17 protein-coding genes and 3 pseudogenes are annotated in these 20,366 nt (G+C 70.2%); 13 read left to right on the top strand and 7 right to left on the bottom strand.

The window, feature by feature from the left end:
* Positions 1-26 precede the first annotated feature (26 nt).
* From RNB18_RS17235 to RNB18_RS53690, 7 genes are all read left to right on the top strand, one after another.
* Positions 27-2,219, top strand: coding sequence for an ATP-binding SpoIIE family protein phosphatase (locus RNB18_RS17235; protein ID WP_311714950.1), 2,193 nt, complete (start codon positions 27-29; stop codon positions 2,217-2,219).
* Between the two features lie 711 nt (positions 2,220-2,930).
* Complete coding sequence (locus tag RNB18_RS17230) at positions 2,931-4,676, top strand: CocE/NonD family hydrolase (RefSeq protein ID WP_311714949.1); 1,746 nt, start codon at positions 2,931-2,933, stop codon at positions 4,674-4,676.
* The gene (locus tag RNB18_RS17225) at positions 4,673-6,316 is read left to right on the top strand and encodes an AMP-binding protein (protein WP_311714948.1); all 1,644 of its coding nucleotides are present in this window, start codon (positions 4,673-4,675) and stop codon (positions 6,314-6,316) included. Before RNB18_RS17230 ends, RNB18_RS17225 begins: the two co-directional genes overlap by 4 nt.
* On the top strand, positions 6,313-7,101 hold the full coding sequence (locus RNB18_RS17220; RefSeq protein ID WP_311714947.1) for an enoyl-CoA hydratase/isomerase family protein: 789 nt from the start codon (positions 6,313-6,315) through the stop codon (positions 7,099-7,101). The genes RNB18_RS17225 and RNB18_RS17220 overlap by 4 nt, the downstream gene beginning before the upstream one ends.
* Positions 7,098-7,856 (top strand): SDR family oxidoreductase, encoded by a 759-nt coding sequence (locus RNB18_RS17215; protein ID WP_311714946.1) that lies wholly within the window; start codon positions 7,098-7,100, stop codon positions 7,854-7,856. The genes RNB18_RS17220 and RNB18_RS17215 overlap by 4 nt, the downstream gene beginning before the upstream one ends.
* Before the next feature lie 188 nt (positions 7,857-8,044).
* Positions 8,045-8,239, top strand: coding sequence for a hypothetical protein (locus RNB18_RS17210; protein WP_311714945.1), 195 nt, complete (start codon positions 8,045-8,047; stop codon positions 8,237-8,239).
* Positions 8,240-9,268, top strand: a complete 1,029-nt coding sequence (locus tag RNB18_RS53690; protein ID WP_394817640.1) for an AMP-binding protein — start codon at positions 8,240-8,242, stop codon at positions 9,266-9,268.
* On the opposite strand, the gene RNB18_RS17200 is transcribed toward RNB18_RS53690, so the two are convergent.
* Both RNB18_RS17200 and RNB18_RS17195 read right to left on the bottom strand, forming a co-directional pair.
* The gene (locus RNB18_RS17200; RefSeq protein WP_311714944.1) at positions 9,222-9,560 is read right to left on the bottom strand and encodes a thioredoxin family protein; all 339 of its coding nucleotides are present in this window, start codon (positions 9,558-9,560) and stop codon (positions 9,222-9,224) included. The two genes, RNB18_RS53690 and RNB18_RS17200, sit on opposite strands and share 47 nt — an antisense overlap.
* Positions 9,561-9,809: 249 nt before the next feature.
* Positions 9,810-10,949, bottom strand: coding sequence for a helix-turn-helix domain-containing protein (locus tag RNB18_RS17195; RefSeq protein WP_311714943.1), 1,140 nt, complete (start codon positions 10,947-10,949; stop codon positions 9,810-9,812).
* A gap of 87 nt (positions 10,950-11,036) precedes the next feature.
* Here RNB18_RS17195 and RNB18_RS17190 point away from each other — a divergent pair, with 87 nt between their 5' ends.
* The 3 genes and pseudogenes from RNB18_RS17190 to RNB18_RS17180 form a co-directional block, all read left to right on the top strand.
* The gene (locus RNB18_RS17190) at positions 11,037-12,092 is read left to right on the top strand and encodes a ferredoxin reductase (RefSeq protein ID WP_311714942.1); all 1,056 of its coding nucleotides are present in this window, start codon (positions 11,037-11,039) and stop codon (positions 12,090-12,092) included.
* Positions 12,093-12,099: 7 nt separating this feature from the next.
* Positions 12,100-13,218 (top strand): fatty acid desaturase family protein, encoded by a 1,119-nt coding sequence (locus RNB18_RS17185; protein ID WP_311714941.1) that lies wholly within the window; start codon positions 12,100-12,102, stop codon positions 13,216-13,218.
* A gap of 170 nt (positions 13,219-13,388) precedes the next feature.
* Positions 13,389-14,251, top strand: a pseudogene (locus tag RNB18_RS17180) (NAD(P)-binding domain-containing protein); the annotation flags it as partial.
* Between the two features lie 7 nt (positions 14,252-14,258).
* Here RNB18_RS17180 and RNB18_RS17175 read toward each other — a convergent pair.
* The 3 genes from RNB18_RS17175 to RNB18_RS17165 are packed head-to-tail and all read right to left on the bottom strand — an operon-like array spanning position 14,259 to position 14,944.
* Positions 14,259-14,636, bottom strand: a complete 378-nt coding sequence (locus RNB18_RS17175) for an ArsR/SmtB family transcription factor (protein ID WP_311714940.1) — start codon at positions 14,634-14,636, stop codon at positions 14,259-14,261.
* Between the two features lie 48 nt (positions 14,637-14,684).
* Complete coding sequence (locus RNB18_RS17170) at positions 14,685-14,822, bottom strand: hypothetical protein (RefSeq protein ID WP_311714939.1); 138 nt, start codon at positions 14,820-14,822, stop codon at positions 14,685-14,687.
* Positions 14,813-14,944, bottom strand: coding sequence for a hypothetical protein (locus RNB18_RS17165; protein WP_311714938.1), 132 nt, complete (start codon positions 14,942-14,944; stop codon positions 14,813-14,815). Before RNB18_RS17165 ends, RNB18_RS17170 begins: the two co-directional genes overlap by 10 nt.
* Positions 14,945-15,238: 294 nt before the next feature.
* Here RNB18_RS17165 and RNB18_RS17160 point away from each other — a divergent pair, with 294 nt between their 5' ends.
* From RNB18_RS17160 to RNB18_RS17150, 3 genes are read left to right on the top strand one after another with little or no spacing between them, the layout of a single operon-like run.
* On the top strand, positions 15,239-16,615 hold the full coding sequence (locus RNB18_RS17160; protein ID WP_311714937.1) for an NAD(P)-binding domain-containing protein: 1,377 nt from the start codon (positions 15,239-15,241) through the stop codon (positions 16,613-16,615).
* Between the two features lie 28 nt (positions 16,616-16,643).
* Complete coding sequence (locus RNB18_RS17155; protein WP_311714936.1) at positions 16,644-17,108, top strand: ArsI/CadI family heavy metal resistance metalloenzyme; 465 nt, start codon at positions 16,644-16,646, stop codon at positions 17,106-17,108.
* Between the two features lie 7 nt (positions 17,109-17,115).
* Entirely contained in the window at positions 17,116-18,315 is a 1,200-nt protein-coding gene (locus tag RNB18_RS17150) for an MFS transporter (RefSeq protein WP_311714935.1), read from the top strand.
* A gap of 116 nt (positions 18,316-18,431) precedes the next feature.
* Here RNB18_RS17150 and RNB18_RS17145 read toward each other — a convergent pair.
* Both RNB18_RS17145 and RNB18_RS17140 read right to left on the bottom strand, forming a co-directional pair.
* Positions 18,432-18,660, bottom strand: a pseudogene (locus RNB18_RS17145) (ArsR/SmtB family transcription factor); the annotation flags it as partial.
* A gap of 890 nt (positions 18,661-19,550) precedes the next feature.
* Positions 19,551-20,301 (bottom strand): annotated as a pseudogene (locus tag RNB18_RS17140) (transposase family protein).
* Positions 20,302-20,366 lie beyond the last annotated feature (65 nt).

The following is a 20,366-nucleotide window of genomic DNA, read 5'->3' as shown; positions in this document are numbered from 1 at the left end:
GGCCAGGGTGGGGGTACCTTCTGATTATGGGAATCGACACCCATGCCTTCCTCAGCGATCTCGCTCGGGGCCTCGCACCCCGAGCAGATCAATTGACCGACGTCGTGCTGCGCCAACTGCTCGACGCACTTCCCGAGGTCTGGAAGTACGAGGACATCGCCTCCGTGGCGCCCGTGGCGTTGTCCGAACACATGGCCAACATTCTGGAGTTCCTGGAGCACGGCCTTGGTATGACCGAGGTCAGGACGCCACCCGCCGCCATCGAGTTCGCCCGCCTACTCGCCGAGCACGGGGTGCCGATCAGTGAGCTCCTTCGTGTCCATCGGATCGTCCACGCAGGTGTGCTGGATCAGCTCAATACGGAAACGGCACGCGTCGCCGGGTCCCAGGAGCTGATCAACACGACGACGCTCACCCTGAGCGCGATGGCCTTCGAGTACGCCGATCGCACGGCGGAACAGGCTGTAGTGGTCTACCAGAAGGAACGCGACCGCTGGCTGCAGCGGCGGCTGATCGTGATCAACGAGGCCGGGACACGGATCGGGACCACCCTGGACACCACCCGCACCGCGCAGGAACTGGCGGACGTCGGCGCCGACCACCTCGCCGACCTCGTCACCGTCGACCTCCTTTCCTCCGCCCTCCAAGAGGAGGAGACGCACCCGGTGGCCGGTCCTGCGACGCTCCGCCGCATCGCCCAGGCCGTCTCGGACAGCTGCCCGGACCCAGCAGTCGTCACAGGACAGACGCACACCTACCGGGAAGACTCGGAGCCGGCTCGGGTACTGGCCACCGGACAACCTTCCCGGCTCCGCATCACCGCCGACGACGTCCCCCCATGGCTGGCGCTGTCGGCGGACCACGAGCTCGCCCTGCGCGCCTTGGGCCCGCGCTCCATGCTCCTGGTCCCGCTGTGGGCTCGCGGAAGCCCCCTGGGACTCGCACAGTTCGTCCGCCGTCAGACGGCGGAGCCCTTCGACGACGACGAGCTGCTTCTGGCCCAGGAGATCGCCTCCAGAGCGGCGGTGAACATCGACAACGCCCGTCGCTACACCCAGGAGCGTTCCACCGCACTCACCCTCCAACGCAGCCTGCTGCCGCACCACGTGCCGGACGAGTCCGCCGTCGAGACGGCATCGCGCTACCTGCCCAGCGGATCGCGGGCGGGCGTGGGAGGCGACTGGTTCGACGTGATACCGCTCTCCGGAGCCCGCGTAGCGCTCGTCGTGGGCGACGTGATCGGTCACGGCCTGCATGCCGCGGCCACCATGGGCCGGCTGCGGACGGCCGTCCGCACTCTGGCGGACATCGACCTGACACCCGACGAACTGCTGACCCACCTCGACGACGTGGTCATCCGCCTGCAGCGCGAGGAGGAACGGGGCACGGACGAGATCAGCGCCACCTGCCTCTACGCGGTCTACGACCCCGTGTCCCGCCTCTGCTCCCTGGCCAGCGCCGGACACCTTCCGCCCGCCGTGGTGACCGCCCCGCCCGCTGACGGCGACGCCTCCGCGCCGCGCGCGGTCGACTTCTCGGAACTGCCGGTCGGCCCGCCCCTGGGCCTGGGCGGACTGCCCTTCGAATCCGCGCAGCTCGAACTGCCTCCAGGTAGTCGGCTGGTGCTGTTCACCGACGGCCTCGTCCAGAGCCGCTCTCGTGACGTCGAGACCGCCCTCGCATTGCTGCGTGACGTGCTCGCCCGCGCGCCGGCATCGCTCGAGGAGACCTGCGACCAAGTGCTGTCCGCACTGCTGCCCAGCCGGCCGGCAGATGACGTCGCCCTCCTCGTGGCACGAACCACCGCCCTCGACGCCGGTCACGTCGCCACGTGGGCTCTGCCCTGCGACCCGGCAGTCGTCTCCAAGGCCCGCGCCCACGCAGCCGATCAACTGGCCGCTTGGGATCTGGATGACATGGCCTTCGTCACCGAGCTCGTGGTCAGCGAGCTGGTGACGAACGCCATTCGCTACGGCAAGAGCCCCATCCAACTGCGGCTGATCCTTCAGTCAGCTTTGACGTGCGAGGTCTTCGACGCCAGCAGCACCGCCCCGCACCTGCGCCGCGCTCGGGTCTTCGACGAGGGCGGCCGCGGCCTGCTCCTCGTGGCCCAGCTCACCGAGCACTGGGGCACACGACACAACCGCGAAGGCAAGGTCATCTGGGCGGAGCAGCTGCTCCCCGCCTCTTCTGCCCGCGCCCCATCCGCGCTGGCCTGAGGTTCTGGGCGAAAACACAGCACGGTGTCGTAGCTGTTGCTCTCCCCGTACGTCCATCGCTCCCACTTCCCGTCGGACACGAACCGGCCGCGGTGTCCTGGCCGACGACCATGAAGCCGCGCCGGGCAGCCTCGGCGACCGATGCGCTCCCCGGGTAGATGCCCGCCTCGGCAGCCGGAGCAGCTCGCATGACTCCATGCCCTGCTCCCCGTCAGTCCGAGGGAAACCCAATGGCCATGAGCGTGTTGATGAGCATGCCGTGTGCGAAGAAGGTCGGGCGGTCCCGTCGGCATCAGCATCAACGTCTAGGGCACATTCGCCGCCCTCAACACCGCCGGCCGCCCGCTCGAAAGCCAGGCGGATGTCTTCCATACTCCACATCACGACCGCGACGAAGTCTGCTTCTGCGCCGGGAAGAGCCGGAAGAGCAGTGCCTGGGCCCGGTGCTCATCGGCCGGACGGCCACCCGGAAGCCACCCCTCGACCGCGGCGGCATTGAGGAGCTCGCGCGAAGCGCCACGCATCCACACGCCTCGCGGGCCTGGGGCCCTCGCCGAATTCCCGTCGTGGGCCATCTGTCCGCCAGCGCAGGCGGGGGAGCCCGCGCAGGTGAATCGCAGGAGACTTCCTACGGTAATTGACAGGGTACGAACGTACCTCTTAACGTACCCACATCCGAGGGCGATGCCGTCGGCTCAACGAGGAGCACCGATGCAGCACCTGTACGAGATAGATGTCCGGGTTCCGATGCGTGACGGCGTAGCCCTTGCCGCCAACGTGTGGCGTCCGGCCGAGGGGAAGGCGCCGACGCTGCTCGTGCGTCTGCCGTACGGCAAGGACGTGATGGGCTTCGGCCAGTCAGCCTTCCCCGACCTCCTGGCTCTGGTGGAGCCCGGGTACGCGGTGGTGGTGCAGGACTGCCGGGGCACCTACCGCTCGGAAGGTGAGTTCGTTCCGCATATGGCGGACCGGGCCGATGGTGAGGACACCGTCGCCTGGATCGCCGACCAGCCGTGGTCGGACGGCACGGTGGGCATGTTCGGGCCGTCCTACCTGGGGATGGTCCAGTGGGAGACCGCCGCCACCGGCGCCTCCGCTCTCAAGGCGATCGCGCCGACCTTCACCTCGATCGACAACTACGAGGCGCCCTGGTTCTCCGCGGGCGGCGCGCTGTCACTGAGTCTGGTCACGTGGTGGAACGCCCTGATGTACGCGGCCGACGCGCAGCGGTCCCTGGCGGCCGGCGAGGACACCCTGTCCCAGCTGCGGCAGCTGGGACAGGCGGCGCTGTTTCCCGAGTCTCTCAACGATGTGCTGCCGACGGGCGAGGTTCCGGTCCTGGCGGCGTACGGCAAGTGGTGGGACGACTGGATGGCCCACCCCTCCCACGACGGGTACTGGGACGCCATGGAGCTCACCCCCGAGCTCAAGAACGTCACCGCCCCGGCGCTGAACATCGGTGGCTGGTACGACCTGTACATCGGCCAGACCGTGCGTACCTACACCACCGCCCGCCAGAAGGCGGGCAGTGCGCAGGCGCGTGAGGGGCAACGGCTGGTCATCGGTCCGTGGGATCACATGTCCACGAGTGGCGTCTATCCCGACCGCTCCTTCGGCCCGCTGGCCGGTGCCCAGATGATGGGCCTGACCGGCCTGCATGTGAAGTTCTTCGACCGCTGGCTCCGGGGCGACACCACCGCTCTGGACGACGTGGCACCCGTGAAGCTCTTCGTGATGGGCATCGACCAGTGGCGTGATGAGCAGGAGTGGCCGCTGCCCGACACGCAGTGGACCGACTTCCACCTGACCAGCGCCGGTCACGCCAACACAGCGGACGGCGACGGCGCGTTGACCACCGAGCCGCCGACCGGTGCCGGGCACGACACCTACCTCTACGATCCGCGCCGCCCGGTTCCCACAGTCGGCGGGGCGTGCCTGCCGATGACGCCGGGGTTCGGCGGCCCGGTCGACCAGCGGAGTGTCGCCGGCCGCGAGGACGTCCTGTGCTTCGCAACCGCCGTACTCAATGAGGCTGTCGAGGTCACCGGCCCGGTCAGCCTGACCCTGTTCGTGTCCTCCTCGGCGGTGGACACCGACTTCACCGCCAAACTCGTCGACGTCTTCCCCGACGGCAAAGCGATCAACCTGTGCGACGGAATCCTGCGCGCCCGCTACCGCAATGGTCTCGCCACGGAAGAACTCATGAAGCCCGGCACGGTCTACGAAATCACCGTCGACATGACCGCCACATCCAATGTGTTCCTCCCCGGGCACCGCATCCGCGTCGACGTCTCCAGCAGCAACTTCCCCCGCTACGACCGCAACACCAACACCGGCGGCGTCATAGCCCGTGAGAGCGAGGAACAGATGATCCCCGCGGTCAACCACATCCATCACGGCCCGAACCACCCCAGCCGCCTGCTCCTGCCCGTCATCGACCGCAAGGACCAGCAGTGAGCGCCGCCGACCGGGTCACCGAACTGACCGCGACCTTCACGGCGCCTTCCCTGAATGTGGCCTGGCTGCTGTGCGACCAACACCCCGCCGACCGCGCCGCGTTCACTGTCGTCGACGGCACCGGTGAGCCTTCCGCACTGTCCTACGGAGAGCTCGCCACGGACTCCCACCGCTGTGCGCGGGCGCTGCAGGGGCTCGGGGTCGGCCCGGGTGACAGGGTGGCGACCCTGATGGGCAAGAGCACCGACCTGGTCACCGTCATCCTGGCGATCTGGCGGCTCGGTGCGGTCTACGTCCCGCTGTTCACCGCGTTCGCGCCCCAGGCCATCGCCCTGCGTCTGGAAGGCTCGGGTGCGCACGTCGTGGTCGTCGACCCGGACCAGCGCCACAAACTCGACCCGGGCCCCGACATGCCGGACGACCCCCAGCGCCGCGTCGTCGTCACCGGAACCGGCGGGCAGCGCGGTGACGCGTCGCTGGCCGACCTCGTCGCGGCCGCGTCGCCGGAGCCGGTGCCCGCCGTCACCACCAGCGGGGACGGACCGCTGGTGCACATGTTCACCTCGGGTACCACCGGCAAGCCCAAGGGGGTCGTCCACCCCGTCTCGTACATCGCCGGATGGCAGGTCTACCTGGAGTACGGCCTGGGCGTCACCCGGGACGGCAGCTACTGGTGCGCCGCCGACCCCGGCTGGGCCTACGGTCTGTACGCGGCCATCGTCGCTCCGATGGCCGCCGGGATTCCCAGCCTGCTGCTGTCCGGCGGGTTCTCCCCCCAGACGACCTGGCGCACCCTCGTCGACCACCAGGTCACCGACTTCGCAGCCGCCCCGACCGTGTACCGAGGACTGCGCTCCTCGCCGGTGCCGGTTCCACAGGGTCTGCGGCTGGAACGGGCGTCCAGCGCGGGTGAGCCACTGACTCCCGAGGTCAACGAGTGGGCCGGCTCCGCGCTCGGCCTGGCCGTGCACGACCACTTCGGCCAGACCGAGGTCGGCATGCCCTTGGCCAACCATCACCATCCCGAACTCGCCCACCCCCTCAAGGAGGGATCGATGGGCCGGCCGGTGCCCGGCTGGAGCCTGACCGTCCTGGCCGACGAGAAGGACGAGCCCGCCGAACCAGGCGTGCTCGGCCGGGTCGCGATCGACGTCGCCGCCAGCCCGCTGATGACCTTTGGCGGCTACCAGATCCCCGGGCAGGCCGGCGCGAAATTCACCGCCGACGGCCGCTGGTACCTCACGGGCGACGCCGGGCGCATCGACGCCGACGGCGACTTCTTCTTCTCCTCCCGCGACGACGACGTCATCATCATGGCCGGCTACCGGATCGGCCCGTTCGAGATCGAGAGCGTCCTCGCCCAGCACCCGGCCGTCGCCGAGTGCAGCGTCATCGGCGCACCCGACGACGTCCGCGGCGAGGTCATCGAGGCCTACGTCGTCCTGCGCGACGGCCACGACGCCTCGCCGGACCTGGCCACCGAACTCCAGCTGCTGGTCAAGACCCGCTACGCCGCCCACGCCTACCCGCGCACCATCCACTTCATCGACGCCCTGCCCAAGACGCCCAGCGGCAAGACCCAGCGGTACCTGCTGCGCAGCCGCCGGCGCACCGAACTTTCCAGCCGAGAGGCACAGTGACCGACACGGCCCCCCTCATCGTCGAGCAACGCGGCACCGTCCGGTGGCTGCTGCTCAACCGCCCCGAGCGGCGCAACGCCCTCGACGTCACCCTCGTACAAGCCCTGGACAAGCAGATCACCAGCGCCGAGGCCGACCCCGGCACCGCGGTCATCGCCGTGGCAGGCAACGGGCCGAGTTTCTGTGCCGGCGGGGACTTCCACCAGTTCCTGGAGCTGCACGAGCGGGGCGACAACCCGGTCGGCTTCCTGGCCGACGTGTCGGCCTGCTTCAGCCGCATCGCGGCCAGCCCGAAACCCTGGGTGGCCGTCCTGCACGGTCACGCCGTCGCCGGGGGCCTCGAACTCGCGCTGGCCTGCGATGTCGTCGTCGCCGCCGACACCACGCTCATCGGCGACGGCCACCTGAAGCGGCGGCTCGTACCGGCCGGCGGATCCAGCGTCCGACTTCCCGGCGCGGTCGGGCGAGGACTCTCGCGCTGGCTCCTGCTCACCGGCGAACTGCTGCCCGCGACCGCCTTCGCGCACACCGGCTGGATCCACGCGATCGTGCCCGCAGCCGACCTCGACGCCACCGCCACCCGCATCTGCCGACAACTGGCCGACCAGAGCAGCCCCGCCCAGCAACGGCTCAAAACGCTCCTGCACCGGATCGACGGCATCGCCCCCGAGCAGGCCCTGCGCGAGGAACTGGCCACCTTCGCCGACAACTGGCCGGCGAGCTCGGTGGCCGACGCCCTGCGGGCCTTCCTCGCACCCCACTCCACGAAAGCAGACACCAAGTGAACCGCTACCACGGACGCGTCGTCGCCATCACCGGCGCGGCACAAGGCCTCGGCCTCGCCATGGCGACCCGGTTCGCCGCGGAGGGCGCCGCCGTAGCGCTGGCCGATGTCAACGCACAGGCCCTCACCGACGCCGCCCGGACCATCGCCGACGCCCACGACGCGAAACTCCGCACAGACGTGGTGGACGTGACCGACTCCGCCCAGGTCAATGACTGGATCACCGGCGTCACCGCCGCTCTCGGCCGCCTCGACGTGCTGGTCAACAACGCCGGCATCATCCGCGACAACCGCGTCGAGGACATCACCGACGACGACTGGCACGCGGTCATCGACGTCAGCCTCACCGGCGGCTTCCACTGCGCGCGCGCCGCTTTCGGCCCGATGAAACGCCAGGGCTACGGACGCATCGTCAGCTTCTCGTCCATGTCATGGCGCGGGAACTTCGGGCAGACCAACTACGTGGCTGCCAAGGCCGGCATCGTCGGCATGACCCGCACTCTCGCGCTGGAGGGCGCCCGCTACGGCATCACCGCCAACGCCATCGCCCCCGGCCTCATCGACACACCCATGCTCGCCTCCATGAACGGCCCGGCGCGCGACAAACTCACCAACAAGATCCCGATGCGCCACACCGGCACGCCCGAGGACATCTCCGAAGCCGCAGCCTTCCTCGCGAGCGAAGCCGCCGGCTACATCACCGGCGTCGTCCTGGACGTGGACGGCGGCATCTCCATCGGATCCTCGATCCGATAACGCTGGTCCGCGGGTCACGCGGTGGCTGTGGGCTCGCCGTCCGGGACTGTCACGGCCCAGGTGGCCATGGTGTCGAGGACGGCGCGCGTGTCCTTCGCCGAGCGGGGTGAGCCGGTACTCGACCCGCGAGGGGATCTCCGGGTAGGCGGTGCGGGTGACGATGCCGTGCCTCTCGAAAATACGTGGCCATGAACGAACGATCGGCCTCGGTGGTGACCGCGACCGCCGACGGGCCGTCGGCCGACCGGGTGCGGGAGTTGCTGGGCCTCTTCGGTGCTCCGGATGTCTGTGCCGCGGAAGTGCTCTGCGACCGGCATCCCGCGGACGCGGTGGTTCAAGGTCTCGGGAAGGACCTGACGGCCACGGACCCCACGCACGGGTAGCTGCGCCGCGACTCGGCCCGTTTCGATGCCGCGCTCGCCGACCTGGGGATCGGGCCCGGCGACGCGGTCGCCACCCTGAAGGGCAAGTCCGCCGATCTGGTCGTGGCCCTGCACGGCATCCGGCGCCGCGGGGCCGTCCACGTACCACCGTTCACCGCCTTCGCACCGTCCGCCGTGGCCCTGAGGCTCGGCGCGAGCGGAGCGAAGGCCGTCGTGGTCCTCGTCGGCACCTTCAACGTCCTCCGCCTCACCGCCCAGCGCATCACCGAGTCCGAGCCCGTGGACGGCGAGCGGGGCGTCCTCGTCGCCACCTACGACGGCCAGATCGGCCAGGCCGCCTACGCCGCGCCCAAGGGTGGCCTCGACTACGGCCGCTCGCGCGGCTTCTACACACCGGGCCGCCGGTCGCTGCTGATGGAGGACCCGTCCCGGCCGGGGGTGCGGATGGCGGGCCGGTCGGTGCCGGTGACCCGAGCCGTCGCCGTGCTGGAACACTTCCAACCGTCCGGTCAGAGCTACCTGTTCGCCCCGCCGCTCGCCTCTCGCGGCTACCGCCGGCGCCGCACCGCGTACGACGTGCTGGAGCTGTACGAAGAGGGCCATCCGACAACTCACCCTGGAAAACACCGCCCTGCGCCAGGGCGCCACCGTCCTCGCACCGCCCGCCCGCGCCCGGCTGACCTCAGCCACCCGCCGACCGGGCGAACAGCTCACCACTCGCCACCCAGGGTGGAAGACCTCGCCCGAGACCTGGTCGCTGCCGGAAGCGATGCTCGCCACACCCATGCCGGATCCCACCTTGGTCCCAGGGCACGCGGCCGAGCCCAAGGGGGACGGCTACCGGGCGCTTCTTGGCCGGTGGGATGGAGGCCGGGTCCGGATCTGACGGCTTCGTTCCCCGAGATCATTGCCACGGCGGCGCACCTGCCCGACGCCACCCCGAGACGTGACGGGCGTCGCGGCCACGTGCCGCAGCGGCCGCTCAGAGGTGGCCGTCCAGGAACTTCCGTACCTCGGCGATGGTCATAGGCCCCGTGGCGTGCGCCACCGCCTCTCCCTCCTTCAGCAGGACGTAGGACGGGGCTCCGGTGATCCCGTATCGCTCGGTTGCGGCCGGACAACGCGTGATGTCGGTGCGGACGGCCGTCAGGCGGCCCGCGTACTCGTCGGCGATGCCACCCACGACGAGGTCCATCACCCGGCAGGGCTCGATTGCCTTGGGCCATGTCCCGGTGAAGTATGCGAGGACCGGAACTTTGCTCACCCCGAGGATGAAATTGAACTCCGCGTCCTCACGGGGGCGGTGAACACGCGTCGCCATGGAAGCTCCTGACCTCACGTTCCGTCATCCCATCCCCATCATCCCTCGCGCGGTGTGTCAGGCCGGGCCCGGTCGGTCGTCCGGCTGACCTGTCGGAAGGGAGGCACGGGGCCGTCGCAGAACCACGGTGGTCCCCGGCGCGAGCGGCCCGGCCCCCGCCCCTGGTGACCCGGCCTGGCCGCCTTGCCGGTCACCGACCAGATGCTCGATGTGCGCATCGTCCACCGGATCCAACGGTCGAAAGACGCGTCAGCTGACCCCAAGACCGACCGCCAGCGTCAGTTCAAGGACGCGGTGTGGCGATGCGAGATCCGGAAACAGCTCCCGCAGCTGCGACATCCGGTACCGGACTGTCTGGGGATGGACGAACAACGCCGCTGCCACCTCGTCCCGCCTGCCCTGGTGCAGCAGCCAGGCCCGCAACGTCTCCTCCAGCCGCCGTGCGGTCGCGACAGGCAAGGTCCGCAACGGTGCGAGGGCTCGGGCACGCAGGTCTGCGAACGCGTCCACGTCGGCGCTCAGCACCAGCTCGGGCAGGTGGTCCTCGGTGTCGCGAATATGAGAGGAGAGCAGGCGCGCGCGTTGGGCTCGTGCGTACGAGGCGGACGCACGAGCCCATGGCCGGGCCGGGCCGACCACGGCGGCGCGGTCGGTCAGCTGGCGCAGGAGATGTGATCGGTCGGCATCGGGGACGAGCAATACGCCGGTGGCATCCGGCAGATCGTCGAGGACGAGGGTGCTCGGGTCGAGCGCGCGGTAGGCAGGCCGGGCCTGGCCGGCGGGCAGCAGGACCGCGGTCAGCGAAACCGGAGGCTGCCACCCGGCCCGTTGAGCAGAGGCCAGCAGCACGTCCGGGCTCGCGCCGGCGACGAGATCGCGGGCCAGGTGTTCCAGGTGGCGTTCCTGGTCCCTGCCCCGGGCGGCCAGTTCGTCGGCGTGGCCCGCGGCGCTCGCGGCGGAGAGCTCGTCGATGTAGGCGAAGGTCAGTTCGGCGAACTTTGCGACCTCCGCGGCGGGCAGACCTGCGGGTACGGCACCCGCTGCCAGGCATCGCCAGGCCACGCGGGCGCCGACGCGGTAGGCGCTGAGCAGGGCGTCCATCGAACGCCCGTCGCGGACCTCGCCGCGGCCCAGCTCGTAGGCTGCGTCACCAGCGTCGCCGCCTGTGGCGTTCCCGCTCGCGAGGTCCAGGTAGTGTCCCAGAGCGGTGCGGACGGCTCGGCGGATGGTGGCGCCCATGTGGCCCGAAAGGGCGTTGGCGTAGGGAGGGACCTCGTCGATGATCGCCTGGACGACCTCGTCGGCGGTGGTCTTCAGCGCGGCCCGCAGTGCGGTGACCGTCGTCTCGTCCAGGGCCAGTTCGCTGGCCCTCTGGATTGCATGGCTCATGTTTTTGTTCCCTGCGAACAATTCAGCCGACCAGATTTACGTCCTGCGGTCAGGACTTTACGCCTTGAGGCGCAGCAAGCTGGAGTCATGACGAGTACAGCCCTGCGCAGCAGGGCGTGGAAACTGCTGGAGATGGTCACGACGCCGCTGCTGCCGTCGGACTACCTCGACCTGGTCAGCCCGCTGCGTGCGGGCGCTGACCTGCGGGGGCGCATCGAGGCCGTGCACCCCGAGACGGGTGACGCCGCGACGATCGTGATCAGGCCGGGACGGGGCTGGCGCGGCCACACAGCCGGTCAGTACGTGCGGATCGGGGTCGACGTCGACGGGGTGCGCCTGTGGCGTGCCTACTCCCTGACCTCGCCGACGAACCGCCAGGACGGCCGCGTCACGATCACCGTGAAGGCGATCCCGGACGGCAAGGTCAGCAACCACCTGGTCCGCAGGGCCAAACCGGGCACGCTGATCCAGCTCGACCAGCCGACCGGTGACTTCGTGCTGCCGCAGGCCAAGCCCGCCAAGGTGCTCTACCTGACGGCCGGCAGCGGCATCACGCCCGTGATGGGCATGCTGCGCGACACCGAGTTCGACGACGTCGTCATGGTCCACTGCGCGCCACAGCCGCACGACGTGATCTTCCGCAACGAACTGCACGACCTGGTCGCGGACAAGAAGCTGCGGCTCACCGAGGTGCACAGCGACACGGACGGCCAGCTCGACATCGCCCGTCTCGCCGAACTCGTGCCCGACTGGGCCGAGCGCGAGACCTGGGCCTGCGGGCCGACGGGCATGCTCGACGCCGCCGAAAAGCACTGGAGCGAGCACGGCGTCCCGGAGCGCCTGCACACCGAACGCTTCCGCCCCAGCATCGTCGTCGCCGGCGACGGCGGCGAGGTCACGTTCAGCACCACCGGCAAGACCGTCGACGCGGACGGCGCCACGCCGTTGCTGGACGTCGGCGAGGAAGCCGGCGTGCTCATGCCGTCCGGGTGCCGCATGGGCATCTGCTTCGGCTGCGTCACGCCGCTCAAGGCGGGCGCCGTCCGCGACCTGCGCACCGGCGAGATCACCGAGGCCGAGCCGGGCGTCCTCATCCAGACCTGCGTGTCCGCCGCGGCGGGCCCTTGCGACATCGACCGGTAGGAGCACCTTGACCGCCATCGACCCCACCGCCCACCTGACCGCGGCGCAGATCGAGGAGCTGGGCCGCGAGCTGGACGCGATCCGCGACGAGGTGATCGCCGACCGCGGCGAGAAAGACGCCGCCTACATCCGCAAGGTCATCTCGGCGCAGCGCAAACTCGAGATGGTCAGCAGGGGCGTGCTGCTGTTCTCGATCTTCCCGCCCGCGTGGCTGCTCGGCACCGCCGGGCTCTCCGTCGCGAAGATCATGGACAACATGGAGATCGGCCACAACATCCTGCACGGCCAGTGGGACTGGATGCGGGACCCGAAGATCCACTCCACCACCTGGGAGTGGGATCACGTCTCGCCGTCCGAGCAGTGGAAGCACTCGCACAACGAGCTGCACCACACGTACACCAACGTGATCGGCAAGGACAACGACCTCGGCTACGGCATCATGCGCGTCGACGAGGACCAGAAGTGGCACCCGTTCCACCTCGGCCAGCCGCTGTGGAACTTCCTCAACGCCTGCTTCTTCGAATACGGCATCGCCGCCTACGACCTGGAGCTCGGCAAGAACCTGCACAAGCGCCGCCGCAAGAACCCGGAGTTCCGCGCGCAGGCCAGGGCCGTGGGCCGCAAGATCCGCAAGCAGGTGCTCAAGGACTACGTGATCCACCCGCTGCTGTCGGGCCCGTCGTTCCTCCCCACGCTCGCCGCCACGTTCACCGCGAACCTGGTCCGCAACATCTGGACCCACTCGGTGATCATGTGCGGGCACTTCCCCGAGGGCGTACAGGTCTTCGAGCGCCGGTCGATCAAGGGCGAGACGCGCGGCCAGTGGTACCTGCGCCAGATGATGGGCTCGGCGAACATCAGCGGTAGCAAGGCCATGCACTTCATGACCGGCAATCTCTCGCACCAGATCGAGCACCACCTGTTCCCGGACCTGCCGAGCAACCGGTACGCCGAGGTCGCGGTGAAGGTGCGCGCGCTGTTCGAGAAGTACGAGCTGGAGTACGTCACCGGCCCGCTGCCCAAGCAGGTGTTCTCCGCGTGGCACAAGGTCTTCCGGCTCTCGCTGCCGAACAAGAAGCCCAAGGTCGAAATGCCGGACCGCGAGCAGGAGCTCGTCGCCGCCTGATTCCCGGTATCGGTTCAGATCTCTCGGCCGTACCGGCGGCACCGCCGGGGTTTGGTGGGATCCGCGGCAGCCAGTGTCCGGCTGCGCTGCTACCTGGACGTGCGCCAGGGGATCAGCACACAGCCCCCGGCGAGGTGTTGTAGTGCGCTGGCCTGCCATGGCCGGGCCGGCAGCACACCTGGGACTCGCTTCACCTGTTCTCCCCGGCGGTCTTCCTCCCTGCCGGGGCGGCCCATGCCGCAGCGCGACTACGAGCTGCCGGTCCAGCCACCAGTGCGCGTGCTGGGAGTATGCGAGGACGGCCAACTCCTGCACGTGGAGACGGACTCGGACACCTGGCGCGCCCGGTGATCAGCGCGACGGGCACCTGGTGGCGCCCCTCCCTCCCAGCCGTCCCCGGCTGCGCGGACTTCGGCGGCCGGCAACTGCACACCGTCGGCTACCGGCGGCCCCAGGACTTCGCGGGCCGCCGGTTGTTTGTGGTCGGTGGCGGCAACTCCCGCGCTCAGATCGCTGCCGACCTTGCTCACGACCGACACCGACCTGACCTGGGTGACCCAGCGTCCGCCGCGCTTTCTGGCCGACGACATCGACGGCCGCGCCCTGTTCGACGCGGCCACCGCCCGCCACCGCGCACTCGACGAGGGCCGCACCGACACCGGCGGCGTCGGCTCGCTCGGCGACATCGTCGCCGTCCCACCTGTCCGCGAGATCCGGGACCGCGGCCTGCTCAAGGCGAGCCCGATGTTCACCCGCCTCGTCCCTGGCGGCGTTGAGTGGGCCGACGGCACCCGCGCCGCGGGACGCGGTCATCTGGTGCACCGAGTTCCGCCCTGCCCTGTCCCACCTGGCCCCGCTCCAACTCCGCGGCCGACGCGGCCAGATCGCCACAACGGACATCCGTGCGGTCGGCGAGCCTCGGCTGCATCTACTCGGCTACGGCGACTGGACCGGCCCCGCCTCCGCCACCCTCATCCGGGTCGCACGCCCTGCCCGCGAGGCTGCCCGTGAGATCGCCGGCCTGCTCGCGTAGGTCGGGGTCAGGCCGCGGCCGGGGCGATGGTCAGCAGCTTGCCCATCGCGGCCAGTACGGACGGTTCGACGCGGTAGTAGACCCAGGTGCCGCGTCGCTCGGAGGTGAGCAGGCCAGCCTCCTTGAGCTTCTTCAGATGGTGGGAGACGGTCGGCTGGGAGACCCCGACGTCGGAGATGTCGCACACGCAGGCCTCGCCGCCCTCGTGTGAGGCGACCGCCGAGAACAGTCGCAGTCGCACCGGGTCACCCAGCGCCTTGAACATCCCCGCGGCCGTCTCGGCCTCCTCCGCGGTGAACGGGCGCTCGGTCAGAGGTGGGCAGCACGGCGCCACAGCCTCGGACACCTCGGGTTCGAGCAGCGGCAGCACCTTCGTATTCGACATGCATCTATGTTGACACATGTCGAACCAGTGGGGCGAGGCCGGACGGCCTCAGGCCCGGGAGAGGCGAGCCGCGACATGCCGCGCGGCCCGGGTGGCATCCCGTCCGACCCCGCGCAGGGAGTTCGACGACAGGCTGCGCTGCCACTCCAGCCCGACGTACGCCAGCCCAGGGTGCGTCAGCGACATCCCTTCACGGTGGCGAGGTAGCCCAGGTCGGGGCGGCAGCCGGTGGCCAGCACGATCGCGTCCACTTCCACCGCGCTTCCGTCGGCCCAGATGACCCTCGTGCCGCTGGCACCGGTGAACACCGGGCGACGGTCCGGCCGTCCGGAGGTGACAGCGGCCCCGTAGCAGCCGTCGTCGATGACCAGCCGGGTCGACGGCGTAGCGCGACCACAACCCCGCCGCCAGTCGCGACGTGCCCGAGAAGAGCATGCGCGGCGACCAGCCCGGACTGGCCATCCCCGATCACCGCGACGTCGATGTGCTCCATGAACGAACCCCCTTTGATTTGATGAATGTCTATGTTGACGCTTGTCGAATCAGGTGCCATGCTGGCCGCACAAGCCATCGACGGATGTCGAAACACCGAGGAGCCGACCGTGAACGCGCCTGCCACCACCGAGCTGCCCGTCGTCGTGATCGGAGCCGGTCCCGCCGGACTCGCTGCCGCCTCCCACCTGGTCGACCGCGGCCTCACCCCGCTGGTCCTGGAGGCCGGCCCGGTCGCCGCAGCGGCGGTGCGCGAGTGGTCGCACGTGCGGCTGTTCTCCACCTGGGGCGAGGTCACCGACCCGGCCGCCGAGAAGCTACTGGCCCCCACCGGCTGGGTGAAGCCGGCCGCTGCCACCTACCCCTCGGGCGGGGACTGGGCCGAGCAGTACCTCCAGCCGCTCGCCGACGTCCTCGGCGATCAGGTGCGCTTCGGCGCCACCGTCACCGGCGTCTCCCGTGCGGGCCGGGACCGGATCGTGGACGCCGACCGCGAGACCCAGCCGTTCGTCGTCCACATCGCCCACGCCGACGGCCGCGAGGAGCGGCTCTTCGCCCGCGCGGTGATCGACGCCTCCGGCACCTGGACCACCCCCGACCCGGCCGGCGCCAGCGGCCTACCGGCCCTCGGCGAGAAGGCGGCCGCCGACCGGATCACCTACCGCGTGCCGGACCTCAAGGACCCGGCCGTGCGCGCCCGTTACGCGGGCAAGCACACCGCAGTCATCGGCTCCGGCGCCTCCGCCTTCACCGCGCTCGCCTACCTCGCCGACCTCGCCACGTCCGACGACGGCACCGGCACCAAGGCCGTGTGGATCCTGCGCCGCGGCATGTCCGGCTCCACCTTCGGCGGCGGCACCGCCGACCAGCTGCCCGCCCGCGGCGCCCTCGGCCTCGCCGCCAAAGCCGCCGTCGACGACGGCCACGCCGACGCGGTCACCGGCTTCCGCACCGACGCCATCGAGCGCGAAACCGACGGCCGCCTGGTCCTCGTCGGCGAGGACGGCCGCCGCCTTAACCCGGTCGACGAGGTCATCGTCCTCACCGGCTTCCGCCCCGACCTCTCCTTCCTCTCCGAGCTCCGGCTCGGCCTCGACGAGCGCCTGCAGGCCCCGACCGCGCTGGCCCCGCTCATCGACCCCAACCAGCACTCCTGCGGCACCGTCTACCCGCACGGCGTCAACGAGCTCTCCCACCCGGAGAAGGACCTCTACCTGGTTGGCATGAAGTCCTACGGCCGCGCCCCCACGTTCCTCGCCATGACCGGCTACGAGCAGGTCCGCTCCATCGCCGCCGCCCTCGCCGGAGACCAGGAGGCCGCCGAGCGCGTCGAGCTGACCCTCCCGGACACGGGCGTGTGCGGCGGCGCGGGTCTGTTCGACTCCCCCGAGGCGGCACAGGACGCTGAAGTCGGCGGCTGCTGCGCGGCCCCCGCCACCCTCCAGATCGGCATCGGCGCCCCGGTCACCGCCTCCAGCAGCTGCTGAACTCCCCACCTGCACAAGGAGATTCGCCATGCCCCGCGTACAACTCGCCCTCCGCGTCCCCGACCTCAACGCCTCGGTCGCCTTCTACAGCAAACTGTTCGGCACCGCGCCCGACAAACTCCGCGACGGCTACGCCAACTTCGCCATCGCCGATCCCCCGCTCAAGCTCGTCCTGATCGAAGGAACGGTGGACGAGGCAACGCGCATGGACCACCTCGGCGTCGAGGTCGAGACCACCGAGGCGGTGCACGCCGCCACCGCCCGCCTGGGTAAGGCCGGCCTGGCCACCGACGTGGAGGACGACACGACCTGTTGCTACGCCGTCCAGGACAAGGTCTGGGTCCACGGCCCCGGCCAGGAACGCTGGGAGGTCTACGTCGTCAAGGCCGACGCCGACTCCCTGGCCAAGCAGCAGGGCAGCACCTGCTGCACCGCCCCGGCCGACACCGCCGTCACCGTGAAGGAACCGTCCGTCGCGGGCGGCTGCTGCTGATCCGCCGATGACCGACCTCCGTGCCGGCGAGGCCGTGACCGGAACAGGGGACCGGTCACGGCCTCGCGCCGCGCTGCCCGCTCTGTGCGTCACCCAGATCACCGGCTGGGGCGTCGTCTACTACGCCTTCCCCGTGCTGAATCCGCAGATCACCGCGGCCACGGGTTGGTCGACGACCGCCACCACGGCCGCCTTCTCGGGCGCGCTCTTGGTCTCCGCCCTCGCCGGCATACCCGTCGGCCGCATCCTCGACCGCCGAGGCCCGCGCGCCGTCATGACCACCGGCTCCGTCCTGGGCGTCGTCGCCGTACCGACCATCGCCTACGCGCCCAACCTCGCGGTCTTCACCGCCGCCTGGCTGCTGGCCGGCGTGACGATGTCCGCCACCTTCTACCAGCCTGCCTTCGCCGCCCTCACCCGCTGGTGGGGCGAAGACCGCGTCCGCGCCCTCACTGTTGTCACCCTGGCCGGCGGTCTGGCCTCCACCGCCTTCGCTCCACTCACCGCCACACTCGCCGAGCACCTGAGCTGGCGCGCCACGTACGCCGTACTCGCGGTGATCCTGGCCCTCGTGACCATCCCCGCCCACGCCTTGGCGCTACGAGCACCCTGGCCGCCCGCACCGACGCCGCCCTCCCCACGGGAAGCCCGCAGCGGCTCGGTGGTCCACAGCCGACCGTTCCTGATGCTCGCCACCGCGCTCACGCTGAACAGCTTCGCCATGTACGCCGTCGTCATCGCGGTTGTCCCCCTGCTGATCGCACGCGGGGCCGGCCCCACGGCCGCCGCCTGGGCCCTCGGTCTGGGCGGCGCAGGACAGACCCTCGGCCGTACGTTGTACGCCACGCTCGCCTGCCGCACCGGTGTCACGACCCGCACTGTCGCCCTGATCGTTCTGGGCGGGATCACCACCGCCGCATTCGCGATGGTCTCCGGCCCTTTCCCCCTCCTCGTGGGCATCGCGATCGTGGCGGGAATGGTGCGCGGCAACCTCACCCTGCTCCAGGCCACGGCCGTCACCGACCGGTGGGGCACGATGCAGTACGGGCGTCTGTCCGGGCTGCTGGCCGCCCCGGCCACCATCGCATCCGCCCTGGCCCCGTTCGCGGGAGCCGCGCTGGCCGGACCGCTCGGCGGCTATCCCAGCCTGTTCATCGCACTCGCTCTGATCTCCGTCATAGCAGCCCTCCTCGCGCTGGGGAGTTGACGGAGATCGGCAAATCGAGGAGCGTCTCGCGGTCCGATCCGACATCCTCCGGGCTTCTGCGGACGGTCAGTTACAGCAATCGCAGCCTGGGCGGCAGCCGCACGCGCCGTCCGTCTCCAGCGGGTGCGGCGGCCGTCGGGCACGGTGACGACCAGGCCCGCAGTCACGCAGGCATGCGAGGTGGTTGGAGAGCCGGGTACGCGAGATGCCAAGCGCGTCAGCGAGATCGGCGGGGTAGGCCGGGGCTTCGCGTAGCGCGAGCAGGATGCGGCAGCGGATCGGATCGGTGAGCGCACGGCCGAACCTGGAACAAAGAGACTCGACTCTCGTTGCGCAAAAAGCGATGTGCCCAGGCTTTTTAGTTGGCACCGGTGTACGTTCCTGACCTGCGGCGATCGTCGCCGCCTGCCCGAAAGGCTTGCAGACCTGGCAGGCCCCACTGCCGGTGTTGTGGCACTTCCGCTACATGTGGCCTGGTCAGGCCGTACAAGCTTTGCCGTGGGCCACCCCGAGGGCCGAATGAGCTTGTTCGCACCGTACTGCGGCCGAGCATGGGCACCCGATCACGGCGGCCATCGCCTGCCAGGTCGCCCGCGCCGGCGGAACCGTCGACGAGCTGACCCGGCTGCTGCTCCACCCCGACCACGAGGGTGGTCGGCGCACGCCCGGCACATCGCGCTGCGCTCCGGGCAGGCGCGCTCGCTGGACTACAACGGCCGGGTGTGGGCCAGCGCCTCGGCGTTGGTGAGTAGCACGCGAGTCCTGGAGTCGCGCCACCAGGCGTACGAGGTTCTCGCCGCGCTGCGGGACCGGATCGAGACGACGCCCTGGCGCGGGGAGCGGGGGCGGACGGCTTTGCGGGTGCTGCCGGCGCATCTGAACTTCGCGGAGATCGCGAGCGGCCCTCTGCAATGTGCGGTGCCGCCTGCGGAGCGTTGTCTACCCCCGAGGCCGGCATCGCCGCCGACAGCGAGTGCCGCCCCTGCCACAGCGACCGCGAACGTACCGCCGCCGCAGTTGTCCAGGCGCAGGACACGAAGCCGTCGACCAGCGGCCGCCTTCTCAGCTCTGCAACGGGCGGCGCTATCTCGGGGTGAGGAAGACGCGTGGTCGCGGAGTCGCCCCGCCGGTGGCCGCGGTCTGCGGTGGAGGCCTTGATGACCTGGGATCCGTGACCTGGGCTGAATGCGCTTTCGCGCTCTAGACCCGCAGCAGAGGAGGATCAGTGAGGTCTTTCAGCGTTGCCGCTCCAGAGCGAGGACCGCTGCTGCGATTGACGTCATTCGATTCGGGCTGCACCGCGGCTTTGCGGAAGATCCGCCAGGACTTGAGACGGGCAACTCCACCCTCGACCGGGGCCCGCGCCCTCGACAGCGCCCGGTTGACGGTCTGTTGGGTGAGCGACAGCCCCCCTCCCGCAGGCCGTCTGGCCGGTGTGGTCACCCACGCGCCGGCACCGATGTAAGCGCGGTCGGCCAGGATCGGCACCCCTTGGCGCTCGCAGATCCTGATGATCCGATGGGCACGGGCCGCAGTCAGGTCATGGCAGCGCCCCGGCAGGGCCGGCGACAACCAGAGCACCTCGCCGTGTGGATCGGTGACCACCTGCACGTTCACCCCGTGCCGACGGTGCTTGGCCGAGTAGTCGGCGCGGCCGTCGCCGAGGCGGTCGCACTCGGCCAGGGTGCCGTCGAGCAGCACGAACTCGGGGTCTGCCTCGCGCAGAGCGCGCAACAGGCCGGGTGCGCGGGCGGCCAGGAGATCGATGACCGCGGTGGTGTAGGCGTGCGCGGTGCCGACCGAGATGCCAAACCCGGCGGCGATCTGTGCGAAGGGCTCGTGCTTGCGCAGGTACACCAGAGCGACCAGGGCACGCAGGTGCGGCGGGAGCTTGCAGCGGCGGTCACCCTCGCGGGTGACGATGAGCATCGTGACCCACTCGATGAGCTCATGGGGCAGGTCGAGTGCGGCAGGATGAGGGACCAACAAGGCTCCTGCGCCGATGGGTTGAGACTTCGAACACCTCCCTCAACGGCACGGGAGCCTTGTGC

It is taken from the genome of Streptomyces doebereineriae (genome assembly GCF_031845645.1).
In the GTDB taxonomy this organism is placed as follows: Bacteria; Actinomycetota; Actinomycetes; order Streptomycetales; family Streptomycetaceae; genus Streptomyces; species Streptomyces canus.
Note: the sequence above shows the minus strand (reverse complement) of the source record. Positions and strands in the feature narration are given on the sequence as shown.